The sequence below is a fragment of the Paenibacillus sp. FSL E2-0151 genome, assembly GCF_037993015.1.
Classification (GTDB): Bacteria; Bacillota; Bacilli; order Paenibacillales; family Paenibacillaceae; genus Paenibacillus; species Paenibacillus amylolyticus.
The window spans coordinates 437,089-463,552 of sequence record NZ_CP150308.1 but is presented as its reverse complement, the minus strand read 5'-3'; the positions used below and the strand labels follow the sequence as shown (position 1 = coordinate 463,552).

General features: G+C 47.0%; 24 protein-coding genes. 16 read left to right on the top strand and 8 right to left on the bottom strand.

Annotated features, from left to right (window positions below):
- Positions 1-115 precede the first annotated feature (115 nt).
- Together MHI55_RS02300 and MHI55_RS02295 are read left to right on the top strand one after the other, a co-directional pair.
- A complete protein-coding gene (locus MHI55_RS02300; RefSeq protein WP_340388594.1) occupies positions 116-1,363 on the top strand; it encodes an ATP-grasp domain-containing protein in 1,248 nt (415 codons plus the stop codon).
- Positions 1,364-1,429: 66 nt separating this feature from the next.
- Positions 1,430-2,713: an MFS transporter gene (locus MHI55_RS02295; protein ID WP_340388592.1), complete on the top strand. Its 1,284-nt coding sequence runs from the start codon at positions 1,430-1,432 to the stop codon at positions 2,711-2,713.
- 41 nt (positions 2,714-2,754) lie between these two features.
- On the opposite strand, the gene MHI55_RS02290 is transcribed toward MHI55_RS02295, so the two are convergent.
- Entirely contained in the window at positions 2,755-3,816 is a 1,062-nt protein-coding gene (locus MHI55_RS02290; protein WP_340388590.1) for an alkene reductase, read from the bottom strand.
- Positions 3,817-3,972: 156 nt separating this feature from the next.
- On the opposite strand from MHI55_RS02290, the gene MHI55_RS02285 reads away from it, so the two are divergent.
- From MHI55_RS02285 to MHI55_RS02270, 4 genes are all read left to right on the top strand, one after another.
- The gene (locus MHI55_RS02285) at positions 3,973-4,836 is read left to right on the top strand and encodes a LysR family transcriptional regulator (RefSeq protein WP_036673084.1); all 864 of its coding nucleotides are present in this window, start codon (positions 3,973-3,975) and stop codon (positions 4,834-4,836) included.
- A 63-nt stretch (positions 4,837-4,899) separates the two neighbouring features.
- Entirely contained in the window at positions 4,900-6,483 is a 1,584-nt protein-coding gene (locus MHI55_RS02280) for an AraC family transcriptional regulator (RefSeq protein ID WP_340388588.1), read from the top strand.
- 12 nt (positions 6,484-6,495) lie between these two features.
- On the top strand, positions 6,496-7,587 hold the full coding sequence (locus tag MHI55_RS02275; RefSeq protein WP_083685056.1) for an iron-siderophore ABC transporter substrate-binding protein: 1,092 nt from the start codon (positions 6,496-6,498) through the stop codon (positions 7,585-7,587).
- Between the two features lie 6 nt (positions 7,588-7,593).
- Positions 7,594-8,166 (top strand): nitroreductase, encoded by a 573-nt coding sequence (locus MHI55_RS02270; protein WP_076253923.1) that lies wholly within the window; start codon positions 7,594-7,596, stop codon positions 8,164-8,166.
- A 115-nt stretch (positions 8,167-8,281) separates the two neighbouring features.
- On the opposite strand, the gene MHI55_RS02265 is transcribed toward MHI55_RS02270, so the two are convergent.
- The 4 genes from MHI55_RS02265 to MHI55_RS02250 all read right to left on the bottom strand — a co-directional run bounded on the left by MHI55_RS02265 (position 8,282) and on the right by MHI55_RS02250 (position 14,324).
- Positions 8,282-10,396 (bottom strand): methyl-accepting chemotaxis protein, encoded by a 2,115-nt coding sequence (locus tag MHI55_RS02265; RefSeq protein ID WP_256720185.1) that lies wholly within the window; start codon positions 10,394-10,396, stop codon positions 8,282-8,284.
- Between the two features lie 180 nt (positions 10,397-10,576).
- Complete coding sequence (locus MHI55_RS02260) at positions 10,577-11,683, bottom strand: Glu/Leu/Phe/Val dehydrogenase (protein ID WP_076253924.1); 1,107 nt, start codon at positions 11,681-11,683, stop codon at positions 10,577-10,579.
- A 287-nt stretch (positions 11,684-11,970) separates the two neighbouring features.
- Entirely contained in the window at positions 11,971-12,600 is a 630-nt protein-coding gene (gene cdaS, locus MHI55_RS02255; protein WP_047840418.1) for a sporulation-specific diadenylate cyclase CdaS, read from the bottom strand.
- A gap of 209 nt (positions 12,601-12,809) precedes the next feature.
- On the bottom strand, positions 12,810-14,324 hold the full coding sequence (locus MHI55_RS02250) for a DUF6359 domain-containing protein (RefSeq protein WP_256720187.1): 1,515 nt from the start codon (positions 14,322-14,324) through the stop codon (positions 12,810-12,812).
- Between the two features lie 224 nt (positions 14,325-14,548).
- Between MHI55_RS02250 and MHI55_RS02245 the strand changes: the two genes are divergently transcribed.
- The 3 genes from MHI55_RS02245 (at position 14,549) to MHI55_RS02235 (ending at position 15,833) form a co-directional block, all read left to right on the top strand.
- Positions 14,549-14,842 (top strand): hypothetical protein, encoded by a 294-nt coding sequence (locus tag MHI55_RS02245; RefSeq protein ID WP_076253926.1) that lies wholly within the window; start codon positions 14,549-14,551, stop codon positions 14,840-14,842.
- 153 nt (positions 14,843-14,995) lie between these two features.
- Positions 14,996-15,151: a hypothetical protein gene (locus tag MHI55_RS02240; RefSeq protein WP_017691064.1), complete on the top strand. Its 156-nt coding sequence runs from the start codon at positions 14,996-14,998 to the stop codon at positions 15,149-15,151.
- 124 nt (positions 15,152-15,275) lie between these two features.
- Positions 15,276-15,833 carry a GNAT family protein gene (locus MHI55_RS02235; RefSeq protein ID WP_076253927.1) on the top strand — a complete coding sequence of 186 codons (558 nt, stop codon included), beginning with the start codon at positions 15,276-15,278 and terminating at the stop codon, positions 15,831-15,833.
- Between the two features lie 160 nt (positions 15,834-15,993).
- Here MHI55_RS02235 and MHI55_RS02230 read toward each other — a convergent pair whose 3' ends face one another.
- Positions 15,994-16,770 (bottom strand): Crp/Fnr family transcriptional regulator, encoded by a 777-nt coding sequence (locus tag MHI55_RS02230; RefSeq protein WP_235193905.1) that lies wholly within the window; start codon positions 16,768-16,770, stop codon positions 15,994-15,996.
- Between the two features lie 376 nt (positions 16,771-17,146).
- Here MHI55_RS02230 and MHI55_RS02225 point away from each other — a divergent pair, with 376 nt between their 5' ends.
- The 6 genes from MHI55_RS02225 (at position 17,147) to MHI55_RS02200 (ending at position 21,360) form a co-directional block, all read left to right on the top strand.
- The gene (locus MHI55_RS02225; protein ID WP_051447438.1) at positions 17,147-17,578 is read left to right on the top strand and encodes a GAF domain-containing protein; all 432 of its coding nucleotides are present in this window, start codon (positions 17,147-17,149) and stop codon (positions 17,576-17,578) included.
- Positions 17,579-17,687: 109 nt separating this feature from the next.
- The gene (locus MHI55_RS02220) at positions 17,688-18,338 is read left to right on the top strand and encodes a response regulator transcription factor (protein WP_017691068.1); all 651 of its coding nucleotides are present in this window, start codon (positions 17,688-17,690) and stop codon (positions 18,336-18,338) included.
- Complete coding sequence (locus MHI55_RS02215) at positions 18,331-19,446, top strand: PAS domain-containing protein (protein ID WP_076253928.1); 1,116 nt, start codon at positions 18,331-18,333, stop codon at positions 19,444-19,446. The genes MHI55_RS02220 and MHI55_RS02215 overlap by 8 nt, the downstream gene beginning before the upstream one ends.
- Positions 19,447-19,717: 271 nt before the next feature.
- Positions 19,718-20,212, top strand: coding sequence for an Lrp/AsnC family transcriptional regulator (locus tag MHI55_RS02210; protein WP_036616550.1), 495 nt, complete (start codon positions 19,718-19,720; stop codon positions 20,210-20,212).
- 12 nt (positions 20,213-20,224) lie between these two features.
- Positions 20,225-20,812, top strand: coding sequence for a chromate transporter (locus tag MHI55_RS02205; protein WP_017691071.1), 588 nt, complete (start codon positions 20,225-20,227; stop codon positions 20,810-20,812).
- A 2-nt stretch (positions 20,813-20,814) separates the two neighbouring features.
- Entirely contained in the window at positions 20,815-21,360 is a 546-nt protein-coding gene (locus MHI55_RS02200; protein ID WP_017691072.1) for a chromate transporter, read from the top strand.
- A 267-nt stretch (positions 21,361-21,627) separates the two neighbouring features.
- Here MHI55_RS02200 and MHI55_RS02195 read toward each other — a convergent pair whose 3' ends face one another.
- A complete protein-coding gene (locus MHI55_RS02195) occupies positions 21,628-23,985 on the bottom strand; it encodes an Ig-like domain-containing protein (RefSeq protein WP_340388586.1) in 2,358 nt (785 codons plus the stop codon).
- A gap of 226 nt (positions 23,986-24,211) precedes the next feature.
- On the opposite strand from MHI55_RS02195, the gene MHI55_RS02190 reads away from it, so the two are divergent.
- Complete coding sequence (locus MHI55_RS02190; protein WP_036616541.1) at positions 24,212-24,817, top strand: class I SAM-dependent methyltransferase; 606 nt, start codon at positions 24,212-24,214, stop codon at positions 24,815-24,817.
- Between the two features lie 383 nt (positions 24,818-25,200).
- On the opposite strand, the gene MHI55_RS02185 is transcribed toward MHI55_RS02190, so the two are convergent.
- Positions 25,201-26,337 (bottom strand): glycoside hydrolase family 88 protein, encoded by a 1,137-nt coding sequence (locus MHI55_RS02185; RefSeq protein ID WP_017691075.1) that lies wholly within the window; start codon positions 26,335-26,337, stop codon positions 25,201-25,203.
- Between the last annotated feature and the right edge of the window lie 127 nt (positions 26,338-26,464).

The window sequence follows — 26,464 nt, the reverse complement described above, 5'->3', positions numbered from 1 at the left end:
GGTTCATATTTTTAACTAAAAGGTGTATTCAAAATGGAAAATATTGAGCTATAATGTTATGAAATGAATTTTTACTATTTTTAGTATTTTGTTGAAAGGGGATTTACGAGAACGTATGAAAACCATTGTATACATATCTGATTTCAGGCTTCCAACTGGATTAAACTTCGTTAAACCTTTGCAGAAATTGGCTGATCACAAGAAAATTCTGATTATTGAACGGCATAATTTGCATCATGATGAGGTCCTCAGGGACTTCTTTGATGAAATTAGATATGTCGATCATCTGGAGTCCGTAGATGCCATCCGGGAGCATATGATGCAGATCCGAGAATCCCATTCCATCTCTGCTCTGTTAACGCCGGGTGAGAATGCGATTGAGATCGGTGGTCAGCTCCGTTCCGAGTTCGGGATCCCCGGTATGCAGCGCAATCAGGCTGAGGCTGTTCGCAATAAATGGATCATGAAACAAATGCTGCATCAACGCGGAATTCGGACATCCGAAATTGCAATTGCTCTACATGAACAGGACTATATTCGTTTCACTGCTGTACACGGCTTCCCGATTATTGTGAAACCACTCAGCGGATATGGAAGTATCAATACGTTCAAATTGTCCAGCATGGATGAACTGGTACATTATCTACACCATACAAGACAAGCACAGCAAAAGGATTTGCTGGAGGAATTCATCCACGGTACGGAGTTTCATTGTGATTCCATTGTGTCCAAGGGCAAGGTTGTATTTGCATCTGTTTCCCAATACCTGTATAACTGCCTGGATATTGCGACGAAGCAGAAACCTCCAGCCAGTATTACGTTCCCTGAAGGCACGGAAGCTGATTTTATCCATCACATCAAAGAACTCAATGAACAGGTCATTGCTGCCTTGGGTATCAATCAATCCGTAACACATGCCGAACTTTTTCTGACTCCGGAAGGAGAAGTGGTGTTTGGAGAAATTGGTGCAAGAATCGGGGGATCACATGTTATGCCTCCTTGTATCAAGAACACCCATGGCGTTGATTTCTTCGAAGCCGTCACTGATCTGGAAGTTGGAATATATGAATTTAAGCAACAGGAGACGCGCCATAAATTCACAGGCATGATCTGCTTCCCTTCACGTGCAGGGGTAATTCAACACATATCCGGAATAGAGGATTATGCCGATATCCCTGGCATCATTGAGTTCAATGTATCCTATCAAGTGGGGCAGCGGGCCGGGGACGTCAACGATACCATGACCCGCTCAGGCTATGCTATCGTGGAGGGTGATTCGTTCGAGGAATTGCGTCAAACCCTGCTGGATATGTACGATCGTTTCAAGATTGAAGTGACGGTTGCTGAAACTGAAACTGTATAAGATGTACGGATGATCCTCACCGTTTTTGGTCTGGAGTGACTGTTATCTTGGGGAGGGCTGGAATTATTGTCGTTATTCAAAACCTACGCGGGTCTGAGCCGCGATATCTATTATCTCTGTTTAGCCAGAACGATTAACAGCACGGGAGATTTTGTATTCTCCCTGATTACCTTGGTGCTTACGTTACAGATGGGCATGAATGTGGTCAGTGCAGGGATCTTTGTGTCCATGGCAGCCCTGATTAGCGGACCCGGGGTACTTCTCGGCGGCTATTTAAGCGATGTTATGGGCAAAAAAACAATTATTGTCATCGGCCAACTGTTGTCTGCCATCATGATTATAAGCTGCTCTTTTTGGTCAGGCACCCTTACCGTTGGTTATCTTCTGATTGCAGTCATGTTTTTCATCAGTATTACCCGGCCTGCTTATAATGCACTGATTATTCAACTGTGCACGGAGGAGAAAGAGCGAAAGTCCGCCTTTTCCCTCATGTATCTGGGGGCCAATCTGGGTATAGCCATCGGACCACTGATCGCTGGTTTTTTCATCAAGGATCATGTCAACATTGTCTTTATAAGTATCGGTACCGTGTTTCTGATATCTACCTTTATCATCATCAACCAAGTTAAGATCGGCACACGCAAGGAATTGGCATCAACAAGCAGCGAACATGCTGGACAACAAGAACAACAACGATCGAGCCAATCACCTTCGCCGTTATTCAGACTACTGCTGAAAAATCCACTTGTTGCCTTCTTCATCGTTGTGTCATTTCTTAACTATTTTATCTATATGCAATACTCATTCAGCCTCCCACTCCAGATGAATCACTCATTTGGCGAGAACGGAGCAGCATATTACGGCTCTGTCATGACCATCAATGCCATTAGCGTCATTATTCTTACCACCGTGATCCTGTCCGCTACACGCAAATTAACTGCCCTAAACTCCATAGCCACAGGCGCACTCTTCTATGGAATCGGATTTGGAGCCTTGAACCTGCTCGGAACCTTCCCCCACTTTTCCATCGTCGCCTTATCCACGGTGCTGTGGACCATTGGAGAGATTCTCGTGCAGACCAATATCAATCTGTATATTGCTTCGCGTGTACCCGATACACATCAGGGCCGGTTTAATGGCTTGCTGTTATTCATAGGTTGCCTGGGTTATACACTTAGCCCATATTTGACAGGCATTTTCATCAAAAGCATGGACATGGAAAGTGTATGGATCATTATTCTGGCTGTCAGTCTGTTCTATGCGTTGTCTATGATCATTCTCTGGTATATCGAAAAAAGCTCAACAAGAAGAAACGAAATGAAACCGCTGGATCACTCAAAAAGTATCTGAACCTCAGGGCAGCCTGTTCTGCCCTTTTTTCCACTTTATTTTCACACCAAAACAGGCAAATGTGCATTCGCATCATACTCAATCAATTGCTGACCCGTATGCAATCTCTGTACCAGATCTGGATTGGCGATAAACGGTCTGCCGAACGCTGCCAGATCTATGCTTCCCTTACCAATCGCGTGTTCTGCGGTTTGAACATCCAAATTCCCCATACCAATAATGATTCCATCCCACCGACTTCGAATCCGTTCGTGAAAGGACTGCTCCTCTTCCCACGCTTTTGTATATTGGTCTGTTGAGGGATGCAAGATCGTAATTCCCGTCTCACGGAACAAGTTCAGATATGCATCGATCATTCCAGCTTTGTTTACCCATGCATAGGATGCATCATCATCCTTTTTCTCTGAAAATCGTACCGATATGCGATCCACAGGGATCTCTTTTTTCACAGCCACAATAATATCCCGCAAGAACCGCAATCTGCCTGCTGTGTCTCCTCCATATTCATCTGTTCTTTGGTTGGTCTTCTCATTGATAAACTGGTCGATCAGATACCCATGCGCAGCATGCAGCTCGATCCCGTCGAACCCTGCCAGAACTGCATTGCGGGCGGCCGTCTGAAAATGCTGAATTGTATCCGCTATATCCTGTGCACTCATCGCTTGAGGAACCTGATACGGTTTATGCAGCTTATGAACTCTTCCCTCTGCCGCAAGGCTGGAAGGTGCCAGTGGAGCGGTTCCGATCAGATCGGAGTGGGACAACCTGCCGACATGCCACAGTTGAGCAATAATGGTGCCGCCATGTTTGTGGACAGCATCCGTTACCCTTTTCCAAGAAGTCGTCTGTTCCTCTGTATATAAACCGGGGATGCCGTAAGTGCCTTTGCCTGCCAGATTGGGGTTAATGCCCTCGGTAATAATCAGCCCCACACCATCTCGCGCACGCTGCTCATAATACGCCACCATCTCATCCGTCACGGTCCCCTCCCGATCATCAGCAAATCCCCGGGTCAACGGTGCCATCACAATTCGGTTCCTTAATTGCCACTGATGAATCGTTACCGGGCTTAATAATGTTGAACGTGTATTCGTGTTATCCATGTCATATCCCTACTCTCTTTGTCATTAAGGATATTGTACGGCGGCTCCGATATATCGTAAAATGATTTAAATATATAGTTGTATCTCTCAGAGAGATACCTAACATCACCATCTGCCGAATTAATTGGTGTTAATCCACGTTCAGGAGGATACAGCATGGAACTTTCCGATATCGATATTGTTCTCGCGGTGGCGCGTTCAGGCAAAATCTCACAGGCCGCCAAAGAACTGAATTACGCGCAATCCAATGTCACTACACGTATCAAAAAACTGGAGCAGGAATATCAAATCCAGTTGTTCAACCGATTTCCCAAAGGTGTTGTACTGACCTCCAAAGGAGAACAGTTCGTCCAGTACGCCACACAGATTCACAACCTTTTGCATGATCTAAAGCAGGATATGACCGATCCCGGTGAGCCTTCTGGCACGCTGAAAATCGGCATTGTAGAAACGGCGGCATCCAGCCGTTTTATGGAGATCCTGAATGAATATCAGATAACCTACCCGAAGGTGTCCATCTCACTCGTCAACGCCACTTCACCCAAAGTACTACGCAAGAAAATACAGGACGATGAGATTGATGGTGCTTTTATCAGCGGGGCTTGTGTGAAAGAAGGTCTGAAGGTGGAATATGAGATGCAGGACACGGTTCATATCATCTCCAAGAAGATGGATACACCACCTGAAAGTCTGTGCCAAGTATCATGGGTTGTTTTCCCCGAGGGCTGCCCATATCGTGAAATGACCGAAGAATTTCTGCAGGAAGAAGGGTTGTCCGCACGTAATATCATCGAAGTGAGTACGATGGAAAACCTGCTCAGCTGCGTGGAGTCTGGAATTGCTTTTACCATTATGCCGTGCAACGTTATTCACAAGAAACCGGATGATTTCTCCGTATTTGATCTGGCAGATCGTTTTACCCATACCACGACAACCTTTGTCCGCGGTGAGGATCGGTACGTTAGCAGTGCGCTGGATCAATTCATGAAGCTGCTGAACCAGAAGTGCATCACGTTTTGATATAGATAACTTTTATAAGCAGCAGTATAGTATGTACATTCACAGCAGTCAGGAGAAGATCAGATGAAACTCACGAATCTTTTATATAGGCTCATTGATGCCCGGCGTGTCGACAACAATGCTGAACAAGTGTCCTTTCCATCCTGTCCACATCATACGCTGCTTGTTGTGATCAAAGGGAGCTTAACCGTCAAAGTCGAAGACAAAATCATCTCTTTATGCGCTCCTCAAGTCCTTTCCGTCCCTCCTTCTCACACCTGTATCGCAATTACCGAGGTACAGTCTGATTTTGAATGTGTCACCTTAACCTACAATGTCTACAACGAAGAACTGGATGGCAACATGCAGCGAGTTATTGATCCACATCTTGAATTCAATGCCGCTGTTGTTCCCTCAGCTCCCGTTCTCGCAATTCAAATCCATGGAGGTGGGCAGAAGGAAGATCCATGGGCTGGAATAGCACGTCAGATTCTCTTTCAGGAACTGTGTCTTGTCCTATTGAAGCAGAATAAGCAGAAATTCCAGGAAGATACAGCAATAGAAGCGGTAAAGCAGAGCCAAAAATATATCAATACACATTATCAGGATAACTTCTCACGCGAAAAACTGGCTGAAATGGCTGGACTGAGTGTCAACCGTTATTCCAGATTGTTCAAAAAAATGATTGGACAAGGCCCTATCGAATATTTGAACGCTGTACGCATCCGGGAAGCCGGTGATCTGCTACTGGCCTCGGACAACACGATCAAACAAACAGCCCGCCAGGTCGGGTATGAAGATGAATTCTATTTCAGCCGAAAATTCAAAGCAACCACCGGATTGTCTCCCATGGTCTATATTAAAAAGCATCGCTCCGTAACACGTATCGCTTCACTTGCCCATCCCTATACGGGGCATCTGCTTGCCCTTGGTATTGAGCCTTATGCGGCACTGATTAATCCGGTCCATAGGACATCATATGAATTCAAAAATGTGATTCAAGTGGGCAGAGATCAGCCTGATCTGGAACTATTAATGAATGCACACCCGGAACTGATCATTGGGTATGAAGGAACCGATTATGAAGAGCCCAAAAAAGCCGAATTATTTCGGCATATTGCCTCCACTTGCACCGTATCTTTTGCAGGAGATTGGCGTAAACAGATGTACTCCATTGCACAATCCGTGGGCAAAATAACAGCTGGTGAAGAATGGCTGGAACGTTATGATCTATCGGTCAAACAAAAAATCTCCAGTATACAGCATGCCATCGATGACCGCCCTGTGGCTGTGGCGCAATACGAAGATGGACAGTTCCGGGTCTACGGCAACCGTAATCTGGGGACGGTACTCTATGATGATTTGCAGTTATCCGTACCCCAAGCCCTACACCACGTATCCCATTCCCGTATAATGTCACTGGAACAGCTGGTTCAATCGGATATTGAACACTTCATTCTGTTTACAAGTGGCCAAGCAGACGAGCGTGCGCACACTGTAGCATCGCTTATGCAAAATTCAATTTGGCAGCAATGGGAGGCGGTTCGTATGAATCAAGTCTATGAATTGGGCGATTCCTCCCCCTACTCCTGTTATACTTCCTTGGCCCATGATCTGTTTCTGAATCGGGTTAGTCAATTGTTCCTGAGCCAAACGTCCATGCATTAAACAGGAATATCCATGGATTACGATTTGGAATGGACCTATAATTATTTTGATAATGATAATCAAAATCAATTAAAGGGTGTGTACAACGTGTCTTTACCTAATAACCAACGCTTCTCTACCTTTTTCAAATCAGGACGATTCCTTATAACCGTTCTTGTTCTATGCAGCATGCTTGCGGGCTGTGGGACTTCCCAGAACAGTGGGAATTCCCCTTCACCCGAATCCAGTGGGGCAGAGCCATCAACCGCTGAACAGGGAAGTGAGAATACACGCACCATTTCTACGATTAAAGGGGATATCGAAATTCCTGCTGAACCCCAAAAAATTGCGGGTATGCTCTACGTCTTTGCTGACCAGTTACTCGCTCTCGGCATTGAACCAACAGCCATGGTAACGTATAACGATCTCGGATTCCCTGAATATCTGGCAGATCAGATGAAAGATACCACTGCCGTAGGTTCCGGCGAGTCTCCCAATTTTGAAGCATTGCTCCAGGCTGAGCCGGATCTCATTCTGGCCTCCAAAACGTTAAATGAAGCAAACTATGAGCAACTCTCCAAGATTGCTCCAACGATCCTTTTTGATAATGAAGAAAAAGGAGACTGGGAGCGATTCATGGAAACGGCAACCGTTATTGGCAAAGAAAAAGAAGCGCAAGCGGTCAAAGATGCCTATGATGCCAAAGTGACCCAAACCCATGATGAGCTTGCCGTAAAAGCCAAAGACGAAACGGTGGCCTACATGCGTGTGCAGGATAAACAGCTCCAGTTGATTAAACCTGATGATAACTTCACTCTGTTTGGTGCTCTGGGATTAACCCCTGCTTCAGTAGACAGTGTAGATTTCGAGGGATCATGGAATGTGGCAATTTCCGAGGAAATTCTACCTGAGCTGAACCCGGATCGACTGTTTATCATTCTGCGTCCAGGGGAAGAAAACAAGGTAGTGCTTAATAACATCATGAATACATCCATCTGGGCAAATCTGAATGCAGTTAAGAACGATCATGTATATATCGGTGATGCCAACCTGTGGTTTGCAGGATACGGTCCCATCGGTCTTAGCAAAATTATTGATGAGATCGCTGCTTCCTTCGAGTTATAGAGGGACATGATGAAACCCAAAACAAGTCTTAGGCAGACCGTGATCGAACGACGTACGATTCAGGAATTTAATGGCCTACCCATTCCCTTGGAAACGATTCATGAGATTCTGGAGGACGCGATATGGGCTCCTTTTCACTCCAAAAAGGAACCTTGGCGCTTCATTCTGTTTATGAATGAGGGCAGAGAAACATTCGCAAGCGCTGTATTGAGTACACGCAATCCTGAATTTATAGCAAAGTATGGACAACAAATCAGAGCGGCCTATTGTGCACAGACACCTGTGCATCTGGTTGTGGTTATGACAGCCAACCTGCCCTCCAAGGCGTGGGAAGAGGCTTTTGCTGCAACCTCGGCACTGATCCAGAACATACAGTTGCTGGCCTGGGAACAACACATTGGCGTCGTATGGAAGACAAGCCCTTTCAACGAAAATCCGCTATTCTGTGAAGCCATTGGTGTGACATCAGAGGAAAAAATAGTAGGTACACTACACATGGGGTATTTTAACGCTGAAGATCAGCCTATGCCCAAGCCTCGCACACCTCTCCCTCAACTGTTGCATCTCATTGATCACTAAATGGACTAGAGCACATTGATCGAGAGCATAAAAAAAAAGGGATGTCCTATAAGTCATGAATATGACAGGGGACATCCCTTGTTCGTGTTATTTTGTTTTAATGAAGCTGAGACCCTTACTCCACCTTGAATCGCGCAGCCGATTCGGCCAGCTTTTGCGTCAATTGATCGATCGTATCAACCATGTTGGCCAACTGCTGTACTGTTGAAGATTGCTCCATCATGGTTGCTGTTACCTCTTCAACTGAAGCGGATACCTGCTCTCCTGAAGCCGACAAACTATGGGCAGACTCCAGTACGTCATCCTTGTTCTGTAACATCTCCTGCATCTGTCCTGCCATCGTAGCGATCTGTTGATTAATGACCGTTACCTTCTCCAAAATCACATCAAATGCCTGGCGAGTCTGCAAGACAAGCTCATCCTGTCTGGACGAGATGGTGTGAATTTCGGCAACACTTTGGTTGTTCTCGGCGACATCGGCCAGATTCTGCTCGATAATGCTGGAGATTTCCTTGGATTGGCGGGAGCTCTGCTCTGCCAAGTTGCGGATCTCTTCGGCCACAACCGCAAATCCTCTGCCATGCTCACCTGCCCTTGATGCTTCAATTGAAGCATTCAATGCAAGCAGATTGGTCTGCTTCGCAATCTGGCTGATGGCTTCCGTGATCTGACTAATACTGCCCGAACTGGTTTGAAGTTTGACGGTAATCTCCGAGATTTTCTCCACTTCCCGTTCGTTCACCTCGTTGATACGCATCAGTTCATTCACGACTTCATTCCCATTGTGGAATACCGTTTCGATCTCATCTGCTCTTGCCTTCACATCCTGTGCACTGTTGTTCATGGCAGCCACTTTATCGCCAAAGCTGTTGAATTTGCCTGCAATCTGCTCGGTATCTTCCGATTGAGCCTCCATGGCTTTGGCAATCCCCATGGACGTTGCCGATGTCTCATCAATGGATCTTGCCGTCTGTCTGGATGTCTCCTCCAACTCCTGAGTGCTGGCCTGAAGGACATGAATCGAACTGTTCATATCGGTAATAAGGTTCCTGTTCTGCTCCACCATACCATTGAAGCTCTCCGCCAGATCCTTGAATTCGCTGTTATACTTGCCATTGGCCTTAACGGTCAGATTGCCTTGAGCAAGCTGTTGGAACAGACCGCTCAGACGTATGATAGGTCTTGTAATACTGCGAGAAATCAGCAATCCCACACCAATAGCCAGAGCAATCCCGATCAATATCACGATAACCATCTGGCGCTGCATATCCTCTATCGGACGCTTGATATCGTCATAATCGTCAATAATGAGCACAGAGAGATCTGCACCCGGAATCTGATTAATACGATAGTAGGTATCTTCTCGATCCATCGAAGTGATTTTCACTTTGTCGGTGGCTCTAGCCTCGATAATTCCCATCGCGTCCTTATCTTCTTCCAGCGTTTGTCCCACAACGGAAGGGTCCAGTGAATCATACATAATGATGCCGCTCCGACTCAGTACTTCAACTCTGCCTTGACCATTGATTTTAATGTCTCCGAGTTGCCCCAGGAAGAAGCTGCTGTCCACCGACATAGCAAGCACACCCAGGTTATTCCCCTCTTCATCGGTGATAGGCTCCGAGAATACAATAATGAGCTTCTTGCCAGTCTTAGAGACGACCGCGTCACTGATGAAGGATTTCCCCTGTATAGATTCCTTAAAATATTCCCGATCTCCCCGTGACTGACCAATGACTTCTGGCATGGTTCCTGCCACCATGATTCCTTCCTTATCAAAAACGAACAGATCTGGCTTACTTCCTTCCGTTTCCGATATACTGTCGGTCAAGATCGTATTGGCCTTATTGAAATACGGGTTCTCATCCGATAAAAATTCTTCATCCGTCATGTCAGTTGTATCACGCAACTTTAAGAGTTCTTTAAAAGTACTATGTACGGATATCGCATGACTCAATTGTTGTTGAAGCTGCATAGCTGTCCAAAGCCCTTCCCCAAGGCGGTCAGCCATCACATTCATTTCATCCTTGCTTTTCTTGACCACAACATCAGATGAAATCATATAACTTGTGGTCGTTGCACCAAGCAGAACCAAAACAACCAATACACTGATCATGAAAGGCAGCTTGATTTTAAGCGACATATTTTTGATCTTATGTCCTACACCTTTTCTTTTCCCCATTTCCTTCTCCCCACTTCCCTGAACCATCTGCATCTGAACGATGTACATACATTATCGGAAAAATCCATAATAAAATTGATCAATTAGGGAGATATTGCCACTGTTTTTCTTTTTTGAAATTCTGATAGCAACATAAAAAATGGCCTGTCAGATCGACTATCCATCTTGGAAATGGATGTTGTCGTTATCTAACAGACCGTTTTAAGTTTTTTTATGAATCTATTAAGTTTACTTGCGCAATCTCCGGGAACTCAATGAGTGATGACCATTCTGCAAGAATGTACTGCGCGTATTCTTCATCTGTTCAATCCGTCGCTCAGCCAGACGATTTGCGGCAACATAGGTTGCGATGCCCTCGGTACGTGAGCTTTCGAATATTTTCTCCAGAGTGGAATAGATCTCTCCGATCTTGCTCCACGCCCGATCCGCGTTATAACCGTTTAACTCATCCGCAATGTTAATTACGCCACCTGCATTGATAACATAGTCAGGCGCATATACGATGCCCATATCATACAGCTGATCCCCATGACGGGTCTCCAGCAGCTGATTATTGGCACAGCCCGCTACAACCTTTGCCTTGAGCGTTCTGAGCGTATCGTCATTAATCGTGCCGCCCAGTGCACATGGTGCATAGATATCACACTCCACACTCGTGATGTCTGCGGGATCAACTGCTGTTGCGCCGAAGCGGTCCACAGCCTGTTTCACCGAGTCCTTATGGATATCCGTAACGATCAGATGTGCACCTTCCTCATACAGATATTTGCACAGATGCATCGCCACATTGCCGACACCTTGGACCGCTATCGTTTTACCCTCCAGCAGATCGGTACCAAATGCTTCTTTGGCTGCTGCCTTGATCCCCCGATATACACCCCAAGCCGTTGCAGGCGATGGGTTACCGGATGAACCATAACTCGCCGAGATGCCTGTCACATAATCGGTTTCCTGATAGATCAGGTTCATGTCCTCTTCCGTTGTTCCCACATCTTCGGCAGTGATATAACGTCCGTTCAACCCTTGAATATATCGTCCAAACGCCCGAAACATCGCTTCGTTTTTGTCGCGCCGCGGATCTCCGATGATAACGGTTTTGCCACCGCCCAGATTCAGGCCAGATACCGCATTCTTATATGTCATACCACGGGCAAGGCGCAGGGCATCTTCAATGGCTGCTTCTTCTGAAGCGTAAGTCCACATCCGCGTACCTCCCAGCGCAGGGCCGAGTGTTGTGTCGTGTATGGCGATAATAGCTTTTAACCCTGAATTTCGATCCTGGCACAGAACCAGTTCCTCATAATCGTGATGCTCCATTGCTTCAAACCAACTCATGTGCTAACCGTCTCCTCCAACCATTTTTGCGATCCAATCGCATTGTTCTCTATTCATTGACCATCCTCTATTGTACCCATGAATACCCAGTTTGTGCAAAATCACATCGCAATGTCAGAGAAGCATCGATCGATGTTTCTCATATGGCGGGAGCAAAGCTGTCGAATTTCAGATTATAATTTTATCGTCTATCCATGGAAAAACCTCTCTCCCTTACAGGAGAAAGGTACAATTCTCTCAACTACATCAACCTATTCGCCCCGAGTAGGCCAATTAATCGTTCACATTTAAGGGAGCGTCTCAACCACATTGATTGGATGCAAATCGCCATCTACAGCAAATGAAGCCTGTCCTGTCTCCTCGGAGACAACTAATACAACCGCATCCGTCAATTCACTGAGTCCCAGTGCTGCCCGATGACGAGTGCCTATTTTTCGTTCATGCACTTCCGCTTGCGACAACGGCAGCACATTACCAGCGGATACAATCTGATTGCCACGAATCAACACAGCCCCGTCATGTAATGGCGCACCAGGAATGAATAGCGATTCCAACAACGCATGCGTCACTCTCGCATCCACAGTCACGCCTGAGTGAATGATCGACTCCAACGGAATCTCCCGTTCAATCACAATCAACGCCCCATATCTCCGGTCAGATAGATGCTGTACGCTCGATGTTAATTCGGCAAACTTCTCGGTAAAGGGTGACAGATAACAATCCAGATAAAACGAAGAGGCGAGCACCTCGATCTGCTTGATCTCCGCTCGAATCTCTGCAAATTGCCCCAGCAGACAGGCACTGTCATTGTCAAATCGGGATAACGTCAGATTCATACGCTCTGCTACACGATGGAGGTCTGCCTTAAGCTTCTGCCTCATCGAGGAACTGTCACAGTCTGCTTGCTGGGTCATCATTCGCCGCCTCCTTGGTTGGGTTGGGCTTCACGCCGCATCATTAGTACCCATACCTTCCCCTCTGGAGCACATATTTATGCAATGGCGGGGCTGTAGGAGCTAATCACGAGCTTCATTGTAACTGATATAACAAGCAAAAAAAGAGCCTCTCCGCAAAACTCCACGGTCAGACTCTATTTGCATAATGATTTGGTGTTTGTCTACTTTACTTATTGTGCTTTTCCGTATGAACCTGCCTTAAACGTAGTCGGATCATACCATTTGTACCCTGCCGCAGGTGCAGCCCATGGCTCAAGTTGTGGCTCGGTTGATGCGGCCGGAGCTTCGATAGGAAGCAGGCTTGTGGCCGTATCCAATGTCAGTCCTGGCACTTGTGCCAGACTCGTGTAGCTCTCTTTGACCGCGAGCCATTTCACAGTATTCACAAGGAACGTTGCATCATCCACTTCTTTGAATCCATCATAGGTCTTCTTGGTAGCACCTGTCTCTTCACGCAAATATTTCGGAGTCGCGTCTTCTACAGGTGAAGAGTCACCGATAAATGCGGCTTTGCCTGCACCAACCTTTGCAATGGCAGCATAGGCTCCTTCAGCTCGTCCACCACCATTGTATACGCCCTGATCCACGGCATTGCCCCACTTGGACACACCACTTGGTACATACACCAAGCCTTTGGCCTTGTTAGGATCTATAATCGCAATGGTCGATCCCGCATGCATGGCTACAGAATTAACACCAGTCGTAATGCCAAAGGATTGTGCAGGTGCAACGATATCCGATGCGTTCACATCTCCAAGGGCATTGTAGCGGAAACGGACACCAAAGTTCGTCGCGAGCCAGTCTGAACTCGTCACGCTCTGCATCGCTGGTGATTCGGCTTCAGCCGAGGACATGCCTTTGGCCGGATTCAGGAAGGCACCGCGGCGATAGCCGTTAAATACTTCGGAAGAATCCCAGCGGTTTTTGTTGCGGTCTGCATTATAGTGGTCGGAGATGAAGAAGATACTTCCTCCGTTCTGCACGTACTGCACCAGCGCAGCCTGCTCAGTCGCTTTGAACGGCACGTTGGCTTCGCCGATGACAAAGACGTCGTAATCTTTCAATTTATTATAGGTGATAGCTTGCTCACCGAATGTATACGGGATGCTGCGTTCCAGCTGATCCACGGCAAAGCCTGCGTTTCGCAAACCATTGGCAAAATCCGAAAATGCCCCGTCAATAATCCAGTCGGCAGCACCTGCTGTCTGGGCGTGGGTATTATCAAACAATACTTTCTTGCCGGTACCGTCCGGCAGTGTTGTGCCAGGGTTTGGTTCTGGATCAGGATTGGTTGTTCCGGAGGAAAGTGTGATGGACGTTGGGTTTTTGACTCCTGCATAGCTGTTGTAGGCACCTAAGGTTCCGGTTACGATGATCTTTTTGCCTACAAGACTGGGGTTGGACGCCAATCCATATTGCGAACGGAAAGATGAGGGAACTTGTACATCCAATAATCTGGCGTTGGTTCGCTCTGACGCTGAATCCGCAATCAGAACATTAAAATCATTGGCATAGGGAGATGTAAACTTCGCGGTAAGCGACCCGGTAGCATGTCCAACAATGATTCCTTCAACCGTTGCTGTGCCTCCACCGCTCTGGGCAGCGATGGCCTGAGATATCGTAAGTGGTGCTGCAGCTTGTACCGGACTTTGCGAACCCGGCCCCAGCAGTGCGGTTGCCATCATGATAAAGACCAGGAATGCCCCGATCCAGTGCTGCCATAACGCCTTCTTCATATTCCCTTTCTCCTCCTCCAAATTACCTGATAATGGGTTATCCTCCTTTAATTTAATTGTTCATATGCTGAATTCCTCTTTCTTTTTGTAAAGTTTATGAAAAAGTTTAGAAGTTGAGTCTATTGGCCCATACTGATTATCATTAGAATTCCATTTACCGAAGGAGTAAAACGATGATGAAGTTGGTATTTTTGTTGCTCTTGTTGATTGTCCCGCTGATTATGGCTTATGTTGCTCTTCGTTCCCGGATGGTTAGACGATTGTTTCATATTCTTGCGCTACTCTGTTTCTATAGTGCGGCAACCGTCATTGCTGGTGATGTGTATGCGACGAATGCTCATATGACCACATTCACCACCGAGATTCATCATTTCCTGTTGAATGGCTGGTTCCTGTATCCGTCTGCATATCTCGGAGTATACATTCCCTATGTGCTGTGGATGAGCCTATTTTCAGAAAAAAGTTAAATTCGATGCGGACTTGGGATTGCATTTTACCAACGTTCATTGCATAATGAATATATAAAAATGATAATGATTATCATTCTTGAACTTGTCTCTTTGTAACTTTCTACTGCATATGATTTTACGATTTTATAGATAAAGGGGAACGAACATCGAATGAATACAACTCTGCAAAAGGCTGATCTGCAGCTTGACGATTATTTGGATCTTCTGAACCTGGCAACCAACCTGGGTGATACGAGATGGCAAAAGGAAATTATCCGTAAGCTGGCTTATACTTATCCCGCAGTTCAATGTAAACAACCACAATAGCATGCCACATACATCATAGATCTACATTATGGCTCATGACCGATTCATTCGTTGAATCTGTTATGGGCTATTTTTGTTGTACAATGTACAGTAAAGTTATTCAAAAGTGAAGGAGTGAACAACGTTGCAACTGGAGACCGAACGACTCATCATTAGGGATATTCTTGAGACCGATTGGGAGAGGATTCATGCCTATACTTCCATGCCGGAAGTTACACAGCATACAGCGTGGGGGCCGAATACCGAAGAAGATACACGAGCATACGTGCAGTTTGTATTGGACACACAGCAGGCACATCCAAGAGAGGGCTTTGAACTTGCAATATGTTTGAAAAGTGATGGAACTCTCCTTGGCGGAGTCGGTATTCACGTGATGGAGAAAACCAATGCAGAGATCGGTTATGTCCTTAACCCCGCTTACCAAGGGAAAGGTTATGCCGCCGAAGCAGCCAGTGCTCTACTAGGCTTCGGTTTCAACGAACTGGGCAATCACCGGATTTACGCCAAATGTCGTCCGCATAACACTGCTTCGGAGAATGTCATGAAGAAGATCGGCATGCAGCGTGAAGGTCTGCTGCGGGAGCACTGGTTCTACAAAGGTTCCTTTCATGACTCTGTGATCTATTCGATTCTTGCAAAGGAATATGCAGGTGAACAATTACAAAGAAACACAAAAAGCTGACTCCCATATATGGGACGCCAGCTTTTCTTTTACTCCGTAACGACCCCAATCGCCAATGGAGGTGAAGCCTTGAAGCCTCATTTGGAATCCAAATCAAATTTGTTCCTCAGGGATGCAACCGTTGTTCTTCCCTCAACTCGGAACACCGGAACAAGTTATTTTACAGTCGGCAGAGCTCTACCGGGCAGCTTGGGAATGTCGGACATCCGCACATACAGCGCAGGGCTGCCAGGTCACGAATCATCAGTTTGCCGTCCATCATATCCAGCGTACCTTGTTCCTTCCATGCCCCCAGCATCCGCGTTACGCTCTCCCGGGTCGCTCCAATCATCTCGGCAAGATCGGTATGGTTCAGCTTCATGTCCAGCACAATACCATCCGGTGTAACCCTGCCATACGAATTGCTGGCACGGATCAGTGTCGAAGCGAGCGCACCCGCCTTGCCATAGAGCAGCAAATCACGGAATCTCGACTGGGTGATCCGCTGCGACAGTGCCATCCATTGCAAGAATTTCAAGGCAAGGTCGCCATGTTTGCTGAGTATACTTTCCAGATCGCTAAGCGAGATAATGGCCAGTTCCCCTTTTTCCGCCATCTCTGCACTGTAGCTATGATTCAATCCGCCGATGCCGCCGAATTCACCGATGAGATCGCCGCTTTGCTGAATGGATAAAATAATTTCCTTGCCATCCTCCGTCGACTTGGTCATTTTCACTCGTCCCGAACGAATGTAGTACAGATATCCGGCTTCATCGCCTTCGAGAAAGAGACTATACCCCGACTTCACCCGTTTGGGCTGCATTTTTGCTTCAATCAGGCCCCATTGCTCAGATGTAACGAACGAAAGGATTCCGCCTGTTTCTCGTGTCATTTTGCCCGCCTCCGTTTGTTTCTGCTCTGCTCTTTGGGTTGTTCTTTCTACAAATACTGTACCCATAACCTTCGTCCCCCTCGGTGATTCCTTATGTATCCATCATACCGCGAAAGTAGCGCGAGGGTTATCGGGGGATTACCTGATCATTAACGAGAAACTCCCTGAATTTGCTGTGAGAAAAGTCACATTTCACCGATATGCCTCATCCTTCGCATTTCTTCAATCCCTTGGTGCACCTGACTCAGGAGCCCTCCACTGCCCAAGTTCAGTAGATTATAGAACGGAAATAGGGGTTTTCCCTGAATTACAACGTACGAGAAAGGGTCTACAATAGAATTAACATTGTAATACCCTTACTTTAAGATGATCCTGTTCAAAGGTTAATGATAATAATTACACGTCACGTACGTTATAATTTTGAAAAAGGAAGTGTCCTCTCATGCATGATGAACTGCCATCTGGCATTCAGGAGATGATCGACGGCCTGCGCCTGAACACATCCAGCGACTTCTGTGGACTTGCCTGTCTGAACGGGACGATGCTACGCTGGAAGTATACCTCTGGGGCTAGTAATGAACGGGTGAAACGCATGGAAATGCGCGCCGGACAAGATCTGGTGGGCACAGCCCTTCGGACTGGACGCACAGCCCGATCTGATGCACAATCCACCGGGGAGCATACACCCGGTCGTTGCCCGTTAATGCTTGCTGAGCGGCTGGTATGTGCCATAGCGGTACCTGTGTTCCAGGAAGGAAGTGTGCCTGGCGCCGTGCTGCTCGTTGGCAGCAGATTGCCTTGCACCTTCTCACCGGACATGATCCGGCAGACGGAGCAAATCGCTCTACATCTTCAGCCGAAGGTGTTTGGATAAAAGTTTGAACTAGAGCGTGAGAGAAGCTATTCGGAGATTAAAGCTCTGAATGGCTTCTTTTTTTGTTATGATATAGATAGAACTAAGGAAGCGGACAGGGGGAAATCATGTGATTCAACTATTAGTTGTAGACGACCATGTTGTCGTGCGTTCCGGGCTGATCGCCTTACTTGAAGGAAAGAATGATATACATATCGTTGGAGATGCCGCAGATGGCGATGAAGCCATTGCCAAGGCTCAAGAGTTGAAACCAGATGTGGTCTTGATGGATTTCAGCATGCCGCCAGGCAAAGACGGTCTGACCGCTACGGCTGAATTGAAGAAATTGATGCCAGATGTCTCCATTTTGATACTAACCATGCATGACGATGAAGAATATCTGTTCCGCGCCATCCACGCGGGAGCATCCGGATATATACTCAAAAGTGCGCCGCATGAAGAATTGCTTGCTGCGATTCGTTCCGTAGCAGAGGGTAGCGCCTATCTGTACCCCAGTGCAACCAAGCGGCTGATGAGTGAATACCTGGACAAAGCCAAACAGGAAAACGCCGGACCGTATGACACGTTATCCGAGCGGGAGAAAGAGATTTTGTCCTGGATTGCCAAGGGTTACGCCAACAAGGAAATCGCCGAACATCTGATCATCAGTGTCAAAACGGTTGAATCCCACAAAAGCAATCTGATGGAGAAACTTGGCCTGCGTACACGACCGGAACTGGTGAAATTCGCCATGAAAAAGGGGTTGCTGAACTTTGAGTAGTGCACGCAAGAACAGATTAAGTGGACTCGCAGACCAGCCCGTACGCCTCCTGCTGAACGAAATCGATGATCACATTACCGATAATGAATTTCGCAGCAGGTTGAAGGGTTCCCTGCATCAACTGAGTGATCTGAAATTTGCCTTGGATGAATCCTCCATTGTAGCCCTGACAGACCGCAAGGGGAAAATCCAGTATGTGAATGATAAATTCTGTGAAATCTCGCAGTATGAGCGCGAGGAACTGATCGGTAAGGATCATCGAATCATTAATTCCGGATACCATGGCAAAAGCTTTATGAAAAACCTGTGGGAAACGATATCCTCAGGTAAGGTATGGAACGGGGAAATTCTCAATCGTGCCAGAGATGGCAGTCATTATTGGGTCAACACCACCATCGTGCCTTTCCTTGATAACGACGGGGAGCCATATCAATACCTAGCTGTACGCAGCGAGGTCACCAAGCTGAAATCCGTCGAAGCCGAATTGCAAAAGATGATGTCCCAAGTGATGAATATTCAGGAAGAGGAACGACGCCGGATCTCGCGTGAACTGCATGACGGGATTGGACAGAGTCTCTTCTCTCTGGTGATTCAGATGGATCGCCTGCTAGCAGACCAGCCTCACCCCGGGGTTGAAGCACTTCGTAAACAGGTCACGGGTATCATGGAAGATGTACGCGGTATGGCATGGGAGCTGAGACCATCCGTTCTGGATGACCTGGGTGTTGTTCCGGCGATTCGTACGTATATCGAGAATTACACCCGTCACTACGGGATCGAAGTTGATCTGGAATGTAATTTGCGCAAACGACTGGAGATGAACCGGGAGATAGCTATCTATCGGATTATTCAGGAAGCCTTAACCAATGTCGCGAAGTATGCCGATGTTGCCGAGGCACGTGTTACTATAGAAGACGTTGAGAACATGACGATGGTTATTATTGAAGACCAAGGTGCTGGATTCAGCGAAGCAACCGCAGGCAATGGCGTTGGATTGTTCAGTATGGAAGAGCGTGCCCGTGGTGCAGGAGGAACGTTAAGAGTGTCTTCCGAGCCTGGCGAAGGGACCACCGTTACCCTTTTACTGCCCAAGACAGCACAGGGATAACCGTACATGCTTCGTATCACACTTTGTGCTTTACTCCAGCTTATCTATTATTTAACGGCTGCTCGCTATTGGACTGTGCGAGTGGTCTTTTTAATTTCCGATTGGTCGAAATGACAAAATGAAGGCTCAAAATCGGTTAAATTCAATAATCATGATAAATAGATTGACTCCAGTTACGATTCGTCATTAAACTATGAATGCCACATACATATTGTATGTTTAGTAAAATTTCATTGTTCATTTCATATAGCGAGAGAAAAGGATGGTCAACATGTCAGAGAAACGCTCCTCCAAAGGAGGAGAAATTCCACAAATGTACAATCTGGACGAGATGGATCGCAAAATCATCGCCGCGCTTCACCACAACAGCCGAATATCCTATACGGACCTGGGTACACAGATCGGGTTGTCACGTGTGGCTGTTCAGGCCCGCATTAATGCGTTATCCGAAAAAGGAATCATCGAACGCTTCACCGTTGTGATCAACCCTGGCAAAGTTGGGCTTCAGGTCTCAGCCTTTTTCAATGTCGATGTCGAACCGCCCTTCCTGGATGAAGTCGCTGAGAAACTGGATGAAGAGCCAGCCGTCACCAGCCTTTATCATATGACAGGCCCGAGTACCCTGCACATGCATGGTATTTTTGCAGATATGGAAGAGATGGAGCAGTTCTTGCTGGAGAAGCTCTATAAGATGCCGGGTATCGTCAAAGTGGAATCACAGCTATTGTTGAAACGTTATAAAAGCCGGATGGGCATGAGACTCTAGGAGGAAATCAGCATGGGTTGGAAAGATTACAACGGTCTCGTCATCGGAATGGTACGAACCGGAATTCTCGGATATGGCGGCGGCCCTTCGGTGATCCCGTTAATCCGTTACGAAGCCGTTACGCGTTACAAATGGGTCAGTGATGAGGAGTTCGGCGAGATTTTGGCTATCGCCAACGCCTTGCCGGGTCCCATCGCGACCAAAATGGCCGCATATCTCGGTTATAAAACCAAAGGTGTGCTGGGCGCGATCGTGTCTGTACTCGCTCATATTTTGCCGACAAGTATTGCCATTATTGCTCTGCTCGGTTCCATGTACGCGCTACGCGAGTCGAAAGTGGTAGCAGGCATGGTAGCCGCCGTAAGGCCAGTCATTTTTGTCATGCTGGGCATGATGGCTTATGAATTTGCCATGAAAGCCTGGAAGGGACTTGGTAAAGTTTTTGCCGCCCTATTCGGCGTAATTGCCTTTGTACTATTGCAGCTGCTGGATATCCATCCGGGGATTGTGATCGCAGTTTTCCTTGGATATGGTGTCTTCCATCTGGATTTGGTTCAGCGCTTCAAGTCCAAAGGCGAGTCCGATAAGGGGGTGTCCTAAGGATGCTCCAGACCTGGTGGGAATTATTTTGGGGATTTTTCGTAGCAAACATCTTGGGATATGGGGGCGGTCCAGCTTCCATCCCGCTTATGCAGGAAGAGATTGTGAACCACTACCAATGGATGACCACCGAGCAATTCGGTGATGTACTGGCGATTGGTAACGCCCTTCCCGGCCCGATTGCAACCAAAATTGCTGCATTTGTCGGGTACCACGTAGCAGGCTGGTTTGGGGCATTTATCGCAAGTTTTGCCACAATCGTGCCTTCCGCAACCGCACTAATTATATTACTTCGTCTGTTGAACAAACATCGCACGTCACCAAAAGTCAAAGGTATGACTCTACTCGTACAGCCTGTTATCGCTGTACTCATGATTCTGCTCACATGGGAATTCGGGCAGCTGTCCACTGATTCCATCGGCATCTGGCAGACGTTGATCATTGCAGGCATCTCGCTCTGGGTCATGACCAAAACCAAGCTGCATCCGGCCATTCTGATCGTGATCGCTTTTGCCTATGGTGCGCTGGTACTGTCTCACACGATGTAGTAGTAGAACATACAGGGAACGTCACAGAATCACTTGGTTATACATCTGTAATAGGATGGTGTATGCGAGGGTTCTGGACGTTGGCGAATGGCTAGATTATTTTCATTTTCTAAGGAACTGAGGACGTCTTATTCGTTCTTATAGGACGTTTCAGATTCGTTAGAGCTTGAAGACATGCCTAGTTTATAAACAAAAAACGGTGATGCCAGCTATTAGCTGGCATCACCGTTTTATTTGCGCGTTTCACACTCACATTTGGAAAAGCAATTACTTCGCTTCAACCACTACCGTTACTTTGGTTTTCACACCTGCAAATGTTACTGTAATCGTTGCTTTACCTTTGCCGTTCGCCTGAATGATTCCATCTTTCACCGATGCTGTTGCAATACGGGAAGATTTCCAGAGAGCCGGTTTGGATACATTCGCTTCACTGCCATCGGCATACGTTGCAGTTGCAGCCACGGTTACCTTTTCACCAGGTTTCATAGTCAACGTTACTTTATCCGTCTGCAAATATTTCAGTGTATCCACATCTAGAGCAATCGTTACAGACTTGCTACCGTATTTTGCAGTAATTTTGGCTTTACCTGAACCTGTAGCTTTGACTTTACCTTTGGTCACTTGAGCTACTTTGTAGCTGTTCGTTTTCCATTCAGCTTTGTCCGTAACATCACGCTCGCTACCGTCGCTCAAGAAGGCAGTAACCGTCAGATCAGCTGTATCGCCTGATTTCAGGGAAAGAACCGGCTCGGAAGCTTCAATACGTGTGATGACATCCACTTCAACTTGGATCGTCACTTTTTTGGAGCCGTATTCTGCTGTGATATTGGCTTTACCACTGCTGTTACCCGTAATCACGCCTTTTTTCACATCCGCTACACGTGCATTGCTGGATTTCCAGGTTGCTTCGGATGTAACATCCAACGTGTTGCCGTCCTCATCCGTACCTGTTAGAAGGATCGTCTGAGTTTCTTTGGCAGACAGAACAACGAAGTTCACATCTGCTTCCAGTCCACTAGCCATACCTACTTCAACAGGCAGAGTCAGTGTTTTGCCTTCAATCTTCGCGGTAATGGTTACTTTACCTGTAGCAACACCTGTGATAACCCCTTTGCTATCTACCTCAGCGATTTTGTCGCTGCTGCTGCTCCAAGTTGCATCTTCAGATACATCTTTGGATGTTTCACCATACAACGCCAGTACTTTGGCAGAAGTCGTTCCACCAACGGCTACTGATGCTTTCTTCTTGTCCATCTCATACTTGTCTGCTACGTCTACATTGACTGTGAATTTAACCGTTTTACCGCCATAAGCTACAGTAATCGTAGCCGTACCGGATTTGTATGCAATCAGATCGCCGTTTGATACATATACAACATCTGCATTGCTTGAAGTCCATGTTGCTTTGGAAGTTACATTTTCTGTGCTTGCATCAATATACTCTGCATTGGCTACCAATTTTTTGGACTTGTTCTCACCTGTAACACTCATGGCGAGCTTGTCAGTCACATCTTTGATATCCAAATATCTTGCCGTATCTACATCCACAGCAACTTCTACGGTTTTGCCACTGTAGGTTGCTTTAATCGTTGTTGAACCTGCACTAATCGCTGTGACCTGTCCCTTGAATACCGTTGCAACCTTCTCGTTGCTGGATGTCCATGTTGCCTGATCGGTTACATTCACATCGCTGCTGTTTGGATAAGAAGCCGTTACAACGACATTAGCCGTTTTGGTTGTATCACTCAAACGGAAGAAAATACTTTGTTTCACCACACTCAGTTTGCTCGTCAGATCCACATCCACGTCAACGGATACTGATTTCGTACCGTATTTGGCTGTGATCTTGGCAGAACCTGCCGAGTATCCTGTAATTTCGCCTTTGAGAACATCTGCGACCTTCTCATTGCTGGATGTCCACTCCGCCAGATCGGTTACATCTTTGGTTGTACCATCTGGATACGTAGCCGTCACTTTCACACTTTCACTTTTGTTCAACAGCAAGTTAACTTGCTGTTTATCTACATCTACACGTTTAACCACTTCAACGTTAACATCCACCGTCACGCTTTGGCTGCCAACTTTGGCTGTGATCACAGCTGTACCCGCGCTTTGTCCAGTTACTTTACCATTCACCACGGTAGCAACCTTCTCATCACTGGTAGACCATTCTGCCGTACTTGCTGCTTCATTATTTGTTTCATTGTCACTATACGTTGCTGTCAAAATAATTTCTTTTGTATCTCCCGTGCGTAAATCCAGACTTTGCACGTTTTTCGAAAGAGCTTTGACCTTCTTCGTTACTTTCACTTGAACAGTCTGACTCTGACCCTGGTAAGCTGCCGTAATCGTCGCTTTACCTTCTTTTTTGGCCGTGATTGCACCATTATATACAGTTGCTATCGAAGTATCTTCGCTACTCCAGGTTGTACTAATCGTTACATTAGCCGAAGTATTATCTGAATATACCCCTGTCACCGTAACAGACCCAGAATCACCAACTTCGAGCGACATCTCATTCTTGGAAACCACAATTTTGGACAGTTCTTTGTCTGCCGCAGCGGCCAAGCCTACGTTGGAAATACTCAGCATCAACACCAGCATCATCACCATGTACTTGGTCAATCTTGGCTTTAACATCATTTCCCCCCGATTATCATCATTTTTTTCCTTATGTTTTATGTCGGCAAGTTCTTTCCAGATGTTTAGACTTTCAGGAAATTTTCAGGGAATTCTATGGAAATTAATTTATCTTCTATTCCTGTTTCAACCGATCATACCTGCGAATATTGCGCATACCTATGTATATTGGCAGTCTTGAACTTCTTTTAACAGGATTGGAGGAAACATAATGCATCAGCCTTTTGATTACATCGGGTATTGGGAGGAAACATATCGTTCGGGTGAAACTTCTGGGAGGGGTTCATACGGGGTTTTGGCTGAATTCAAGGCCGAGGTCGTGAACGGACTGATTCAACGTGAAGGGATTCATCGTGTCATTGAGTTTGGATGTGGGGATGGCAACCAGTTGCAATACATGAATTATGAGGACTACCTGGGCGTGGATGTAGCGGCTTCTTCAGTAAAGCGTTGTGCTTCCCAATTTGCCAAGGATTCTTCCAAGAGCTTCATGCTGTATACACCAGGCCTATGGATTAACCGAGGTTTCCTGCAAGCCGATCTGACGGTCTGTCTGGATGTGTTATATCACATCACGGATGAAACAGATTTTCGCAATACCCTCTATGATATTCTGCACTCCTCAACAGCATGGGTGGTGCTTTACACCCGTTTGAAAGAAAACGGCAACCCGGGGATTGATACAATCCAGGACCGTAATCTGTTCGAGTATCTCTTCGACTATCCTGATTTCAAAGTTCATGAGATTATTCCGCAGCGCTATCCAGATCAATCTTCTGCCGACTTTGTCATCCTGAGACGTACACCTTCGAAGTGAAAATTGATTTTTTCAGTAGAGCATAGCTAAGTCTGCACCCCAACTGGACCCGTAAGAATGAGTATTCATAGACCAGACATTCTTTTGTCTTCCTTCGATTATGTACACCATCCGCCTGTCCGCTCACCTTGATTTGTCTATTCAAAGCTCAAGCTTAGGTATACTCCTTCTCCAGTAGAGGGAATATCGTTCCTAATCCTGGAGACAGCCTTATGCGGACAGGTGATGATGGTTTGCTAATGACGCTACTGACAATAAATACTGAATATATAACTGATTAACTAGTTGAATCTAATGAAACAACTCGAAGGCTCATAACACGACGACCTTACTAATCCGTTCTCACTTTCGGTTCTTCCTGCCCGTAGTTCTCAATTCTTCTTTTAAAATAACCCCGCATGTCCACGCAACTTCGCCAGCGCTTCCATATAGAAATAATCGCCGTATATAATCGGCACATTCAGCCCTCGCCCTTCCGGGTAATGCACCGTTCCCTGCATGATCAGACCTTCTTCCGCAGCCGAGTCGCCTGAGCTATAGTGCTCATGCAACCCGCGGACGATACGTTCTCCAGCGGCAGCATAGGTTTCCCCCCGCGGCGACAGCTTCGCCAGCTCAAGCAACCCGCTCGCGGCAATCGCCGCAGCGGACGAGTCCCACGCCACCTGATGCTCCGCAGGTGCGCGGAAATCCCACACCGGCACGATCTCTTCGCCAAGCATGGCGAGGAAGAAATCGGCCGCACGCTCCGCTGTCTCCAGATATCGGGCTTCGCCCGTATATCGGAAAGACAGCGCAAACCCGTGCAACGCCCAGGCGGTCCCCCGCGCCCAGGCGGAACCTGGAGCATGGCCCTGTCCGCCATGCTCTCGCAGCTTCTGCCCCGTGTGTGGATCGAACTCCACCACGTGGCAGATGGACCCGTCCGCGCGGATGAATTCGCGCGCCACGGTGTCCGCGTGTGCTTCCGCCAGCCAACGGAAGCGCGGGTCGCCGCTCTGCTCGGATGCCCAATAGAGCAGCGGCAGGTTCATCATGCTGTCAATGATGGCTACGCCGCGCGTATCCATTGCTGACGAGCTGAAGTTCCAGGCGCGGATGAACTCACCGCGCACGTGGAACCGGGCAGCGAGCAGGTTGGCGGCAAGCATTCCACGCCGCCGTCCATCCATGCTGCCCGTCTGGCGATAGTTGGCTACGCCACTAAGCAGCCAGATGAACCCCAGATCGTGATCCACCGATTCGGGATCACGCAGACAACCTTCCAGTTGCCGCTCACAGCTTTCGGCAATGCGATGTAGCGGAGCGACCGCTTCACTTTCCGGAGCATCCTCATAGACCAGCCATAACAATCCAGGCCAGAAACCTGCTGTCCACCATTCCGGATCATTCCGATCATACGTCCCTTGCGGGGCAATGTGTGGAAATGTATCCTTGATCCGCTTTGCATTCCGAATTGTTTTGGCAGCCCCCTGTTGCCACGCTTCCTCGAGCCATTTTACCGACGTTGATGTGTTCATGAACATATCCCTCCTCGATTCAATACCAGACATCTAAGCTTGATGCTCCAGCTCAAACTTATCTATAGCGTCGTATGCCGTAACTGCAATAGCTATCCGTTAAATATCACTAATCATCCACGAATAA

Coding starts and splice junctions, on each gene's coding strand:
- MHI55_RS02300 (WP_340388594.1), top strand. CDS start 116: ATGAAAACCATTGTATACATATCTGATTTCAGGCTTCCAACTGGATTA.
- MHI55_RS02290 (WP_340388590.1), bottom strand. CDS start 3,816: ATGGATAACACGAATACACGTTCAACATTATTAAGCCCGGTAACGATT.
- MHI55_RS02285 (WP_036673084.1), top strand. CDS start 3,973: ATGGAACTTTCCGATATCGATATTGTTCTCGCGGTGGCGCGTTCAGGC.
- MHI55_RS02280 (WP_340388588.1), top strand. CDS start 4,900: ATGAAACTCACGAATCTTTTATATAGGCTCATTGATGCCCGGCGTGTC.
- MHI55_RS02275 (WP_083685056.1), top strand. CDS start 6,496: ATGGATTACGATTTGGAATGGACCTATAATTATTTTGATAATGATAAT.
- MHI55_RS02270 (WP_076253923.1), top strand. CDS start 7,594: ATGATGAAACCCAAAACAAGTCTTAGGCAGACCGTGATCGAACGACGT.
- MHI55_RS02265 (WP_256720185.1), bottom strand. CDS start 10,396: ATGTACATCGTTCAGATGCAGATGGTTCAGGGAAGTGGGGAGAAGGAA.
- MHI55_RS02260 (WP_076253924.1), bottom strand. CDS start 11,683: ATGAGTTGGTTTGAAGCAATGGAGCATCACGATTATGAGGAACTGGTT.
- cdaS (WP_047840418.1), bottom strand. CDS start 12,600: ATGATGACCCAGCAAGCAGACTGTGACAGTTCCTCGATGAGGCAGAAG.
- MHI55_RS02250 (WP_256720187.1), bottom strand. CDS start 14,324: ATGATGGCAACCGCACTGCTGGGGCCGGGTTCGCAAAGTCCGGTACAA.
- MHI55_RS02245 (WP_076253926.1), top strand. CDS start 14,549: ATGATGAAGTTGGTATTTTTGTTGCTCTTGTTGATTGTCCCGCTGATT.
- MHI55_RS02240 (WP_017691064.1), top strand. CDS start 14,996: ATGAATACAACTCTGCAAAAGGCTGATCTGCAGCTTGACGATTATTTG.
- MHI55_RS02230 (WP_235193905.1), bottom strand. CDS start 16,770: ATGGGTACAGTATTTGTAGAAAGAACAACCCAAAGAGCAGAGCAGAAA.
- MHI55_RS02225 (WP_051447438.1), top strand. CDS start 17,147: ATGCATGATGAACTGCCATCTGGCATTCAGGAGATGATCGACGGCCTG.
- MHI55_RS02210 (WP_036616550.1), top strand. CDS start 19,718: ATGTCAGAGAAACGCTCCTCCAAAGGAGGAGAAATTCCACAAATGTAC.
- MHI55_RS02205 (WP_017691071.1), top strand. CDS start 20,225: ATGGGTTGGAAAGATTACAACGGTCTCGTCATCGGAATGGTACGAACC.
- MHI55_RS02200 (WP_017691072.1), top strand. CDS start 20,815: ATGCTCCAGACCTGGTGGGAATTATTTTGGGGATTTTTCGTAGCAAAC.
- MHI55_RS02190 (WP_036616541.1), top strand. CDS start 24,212: ATGCATCAGCCTTTTGATTACATCGGGTATTGGGAGGAAACATATCGT.
- MHI55_RS02185 (WP_017691075.1), bottom strand. CDS start 26,337: ATGAACACATCAACGTCGGTAAAATGGCTCGAGGAAGCGTGGCAACAG.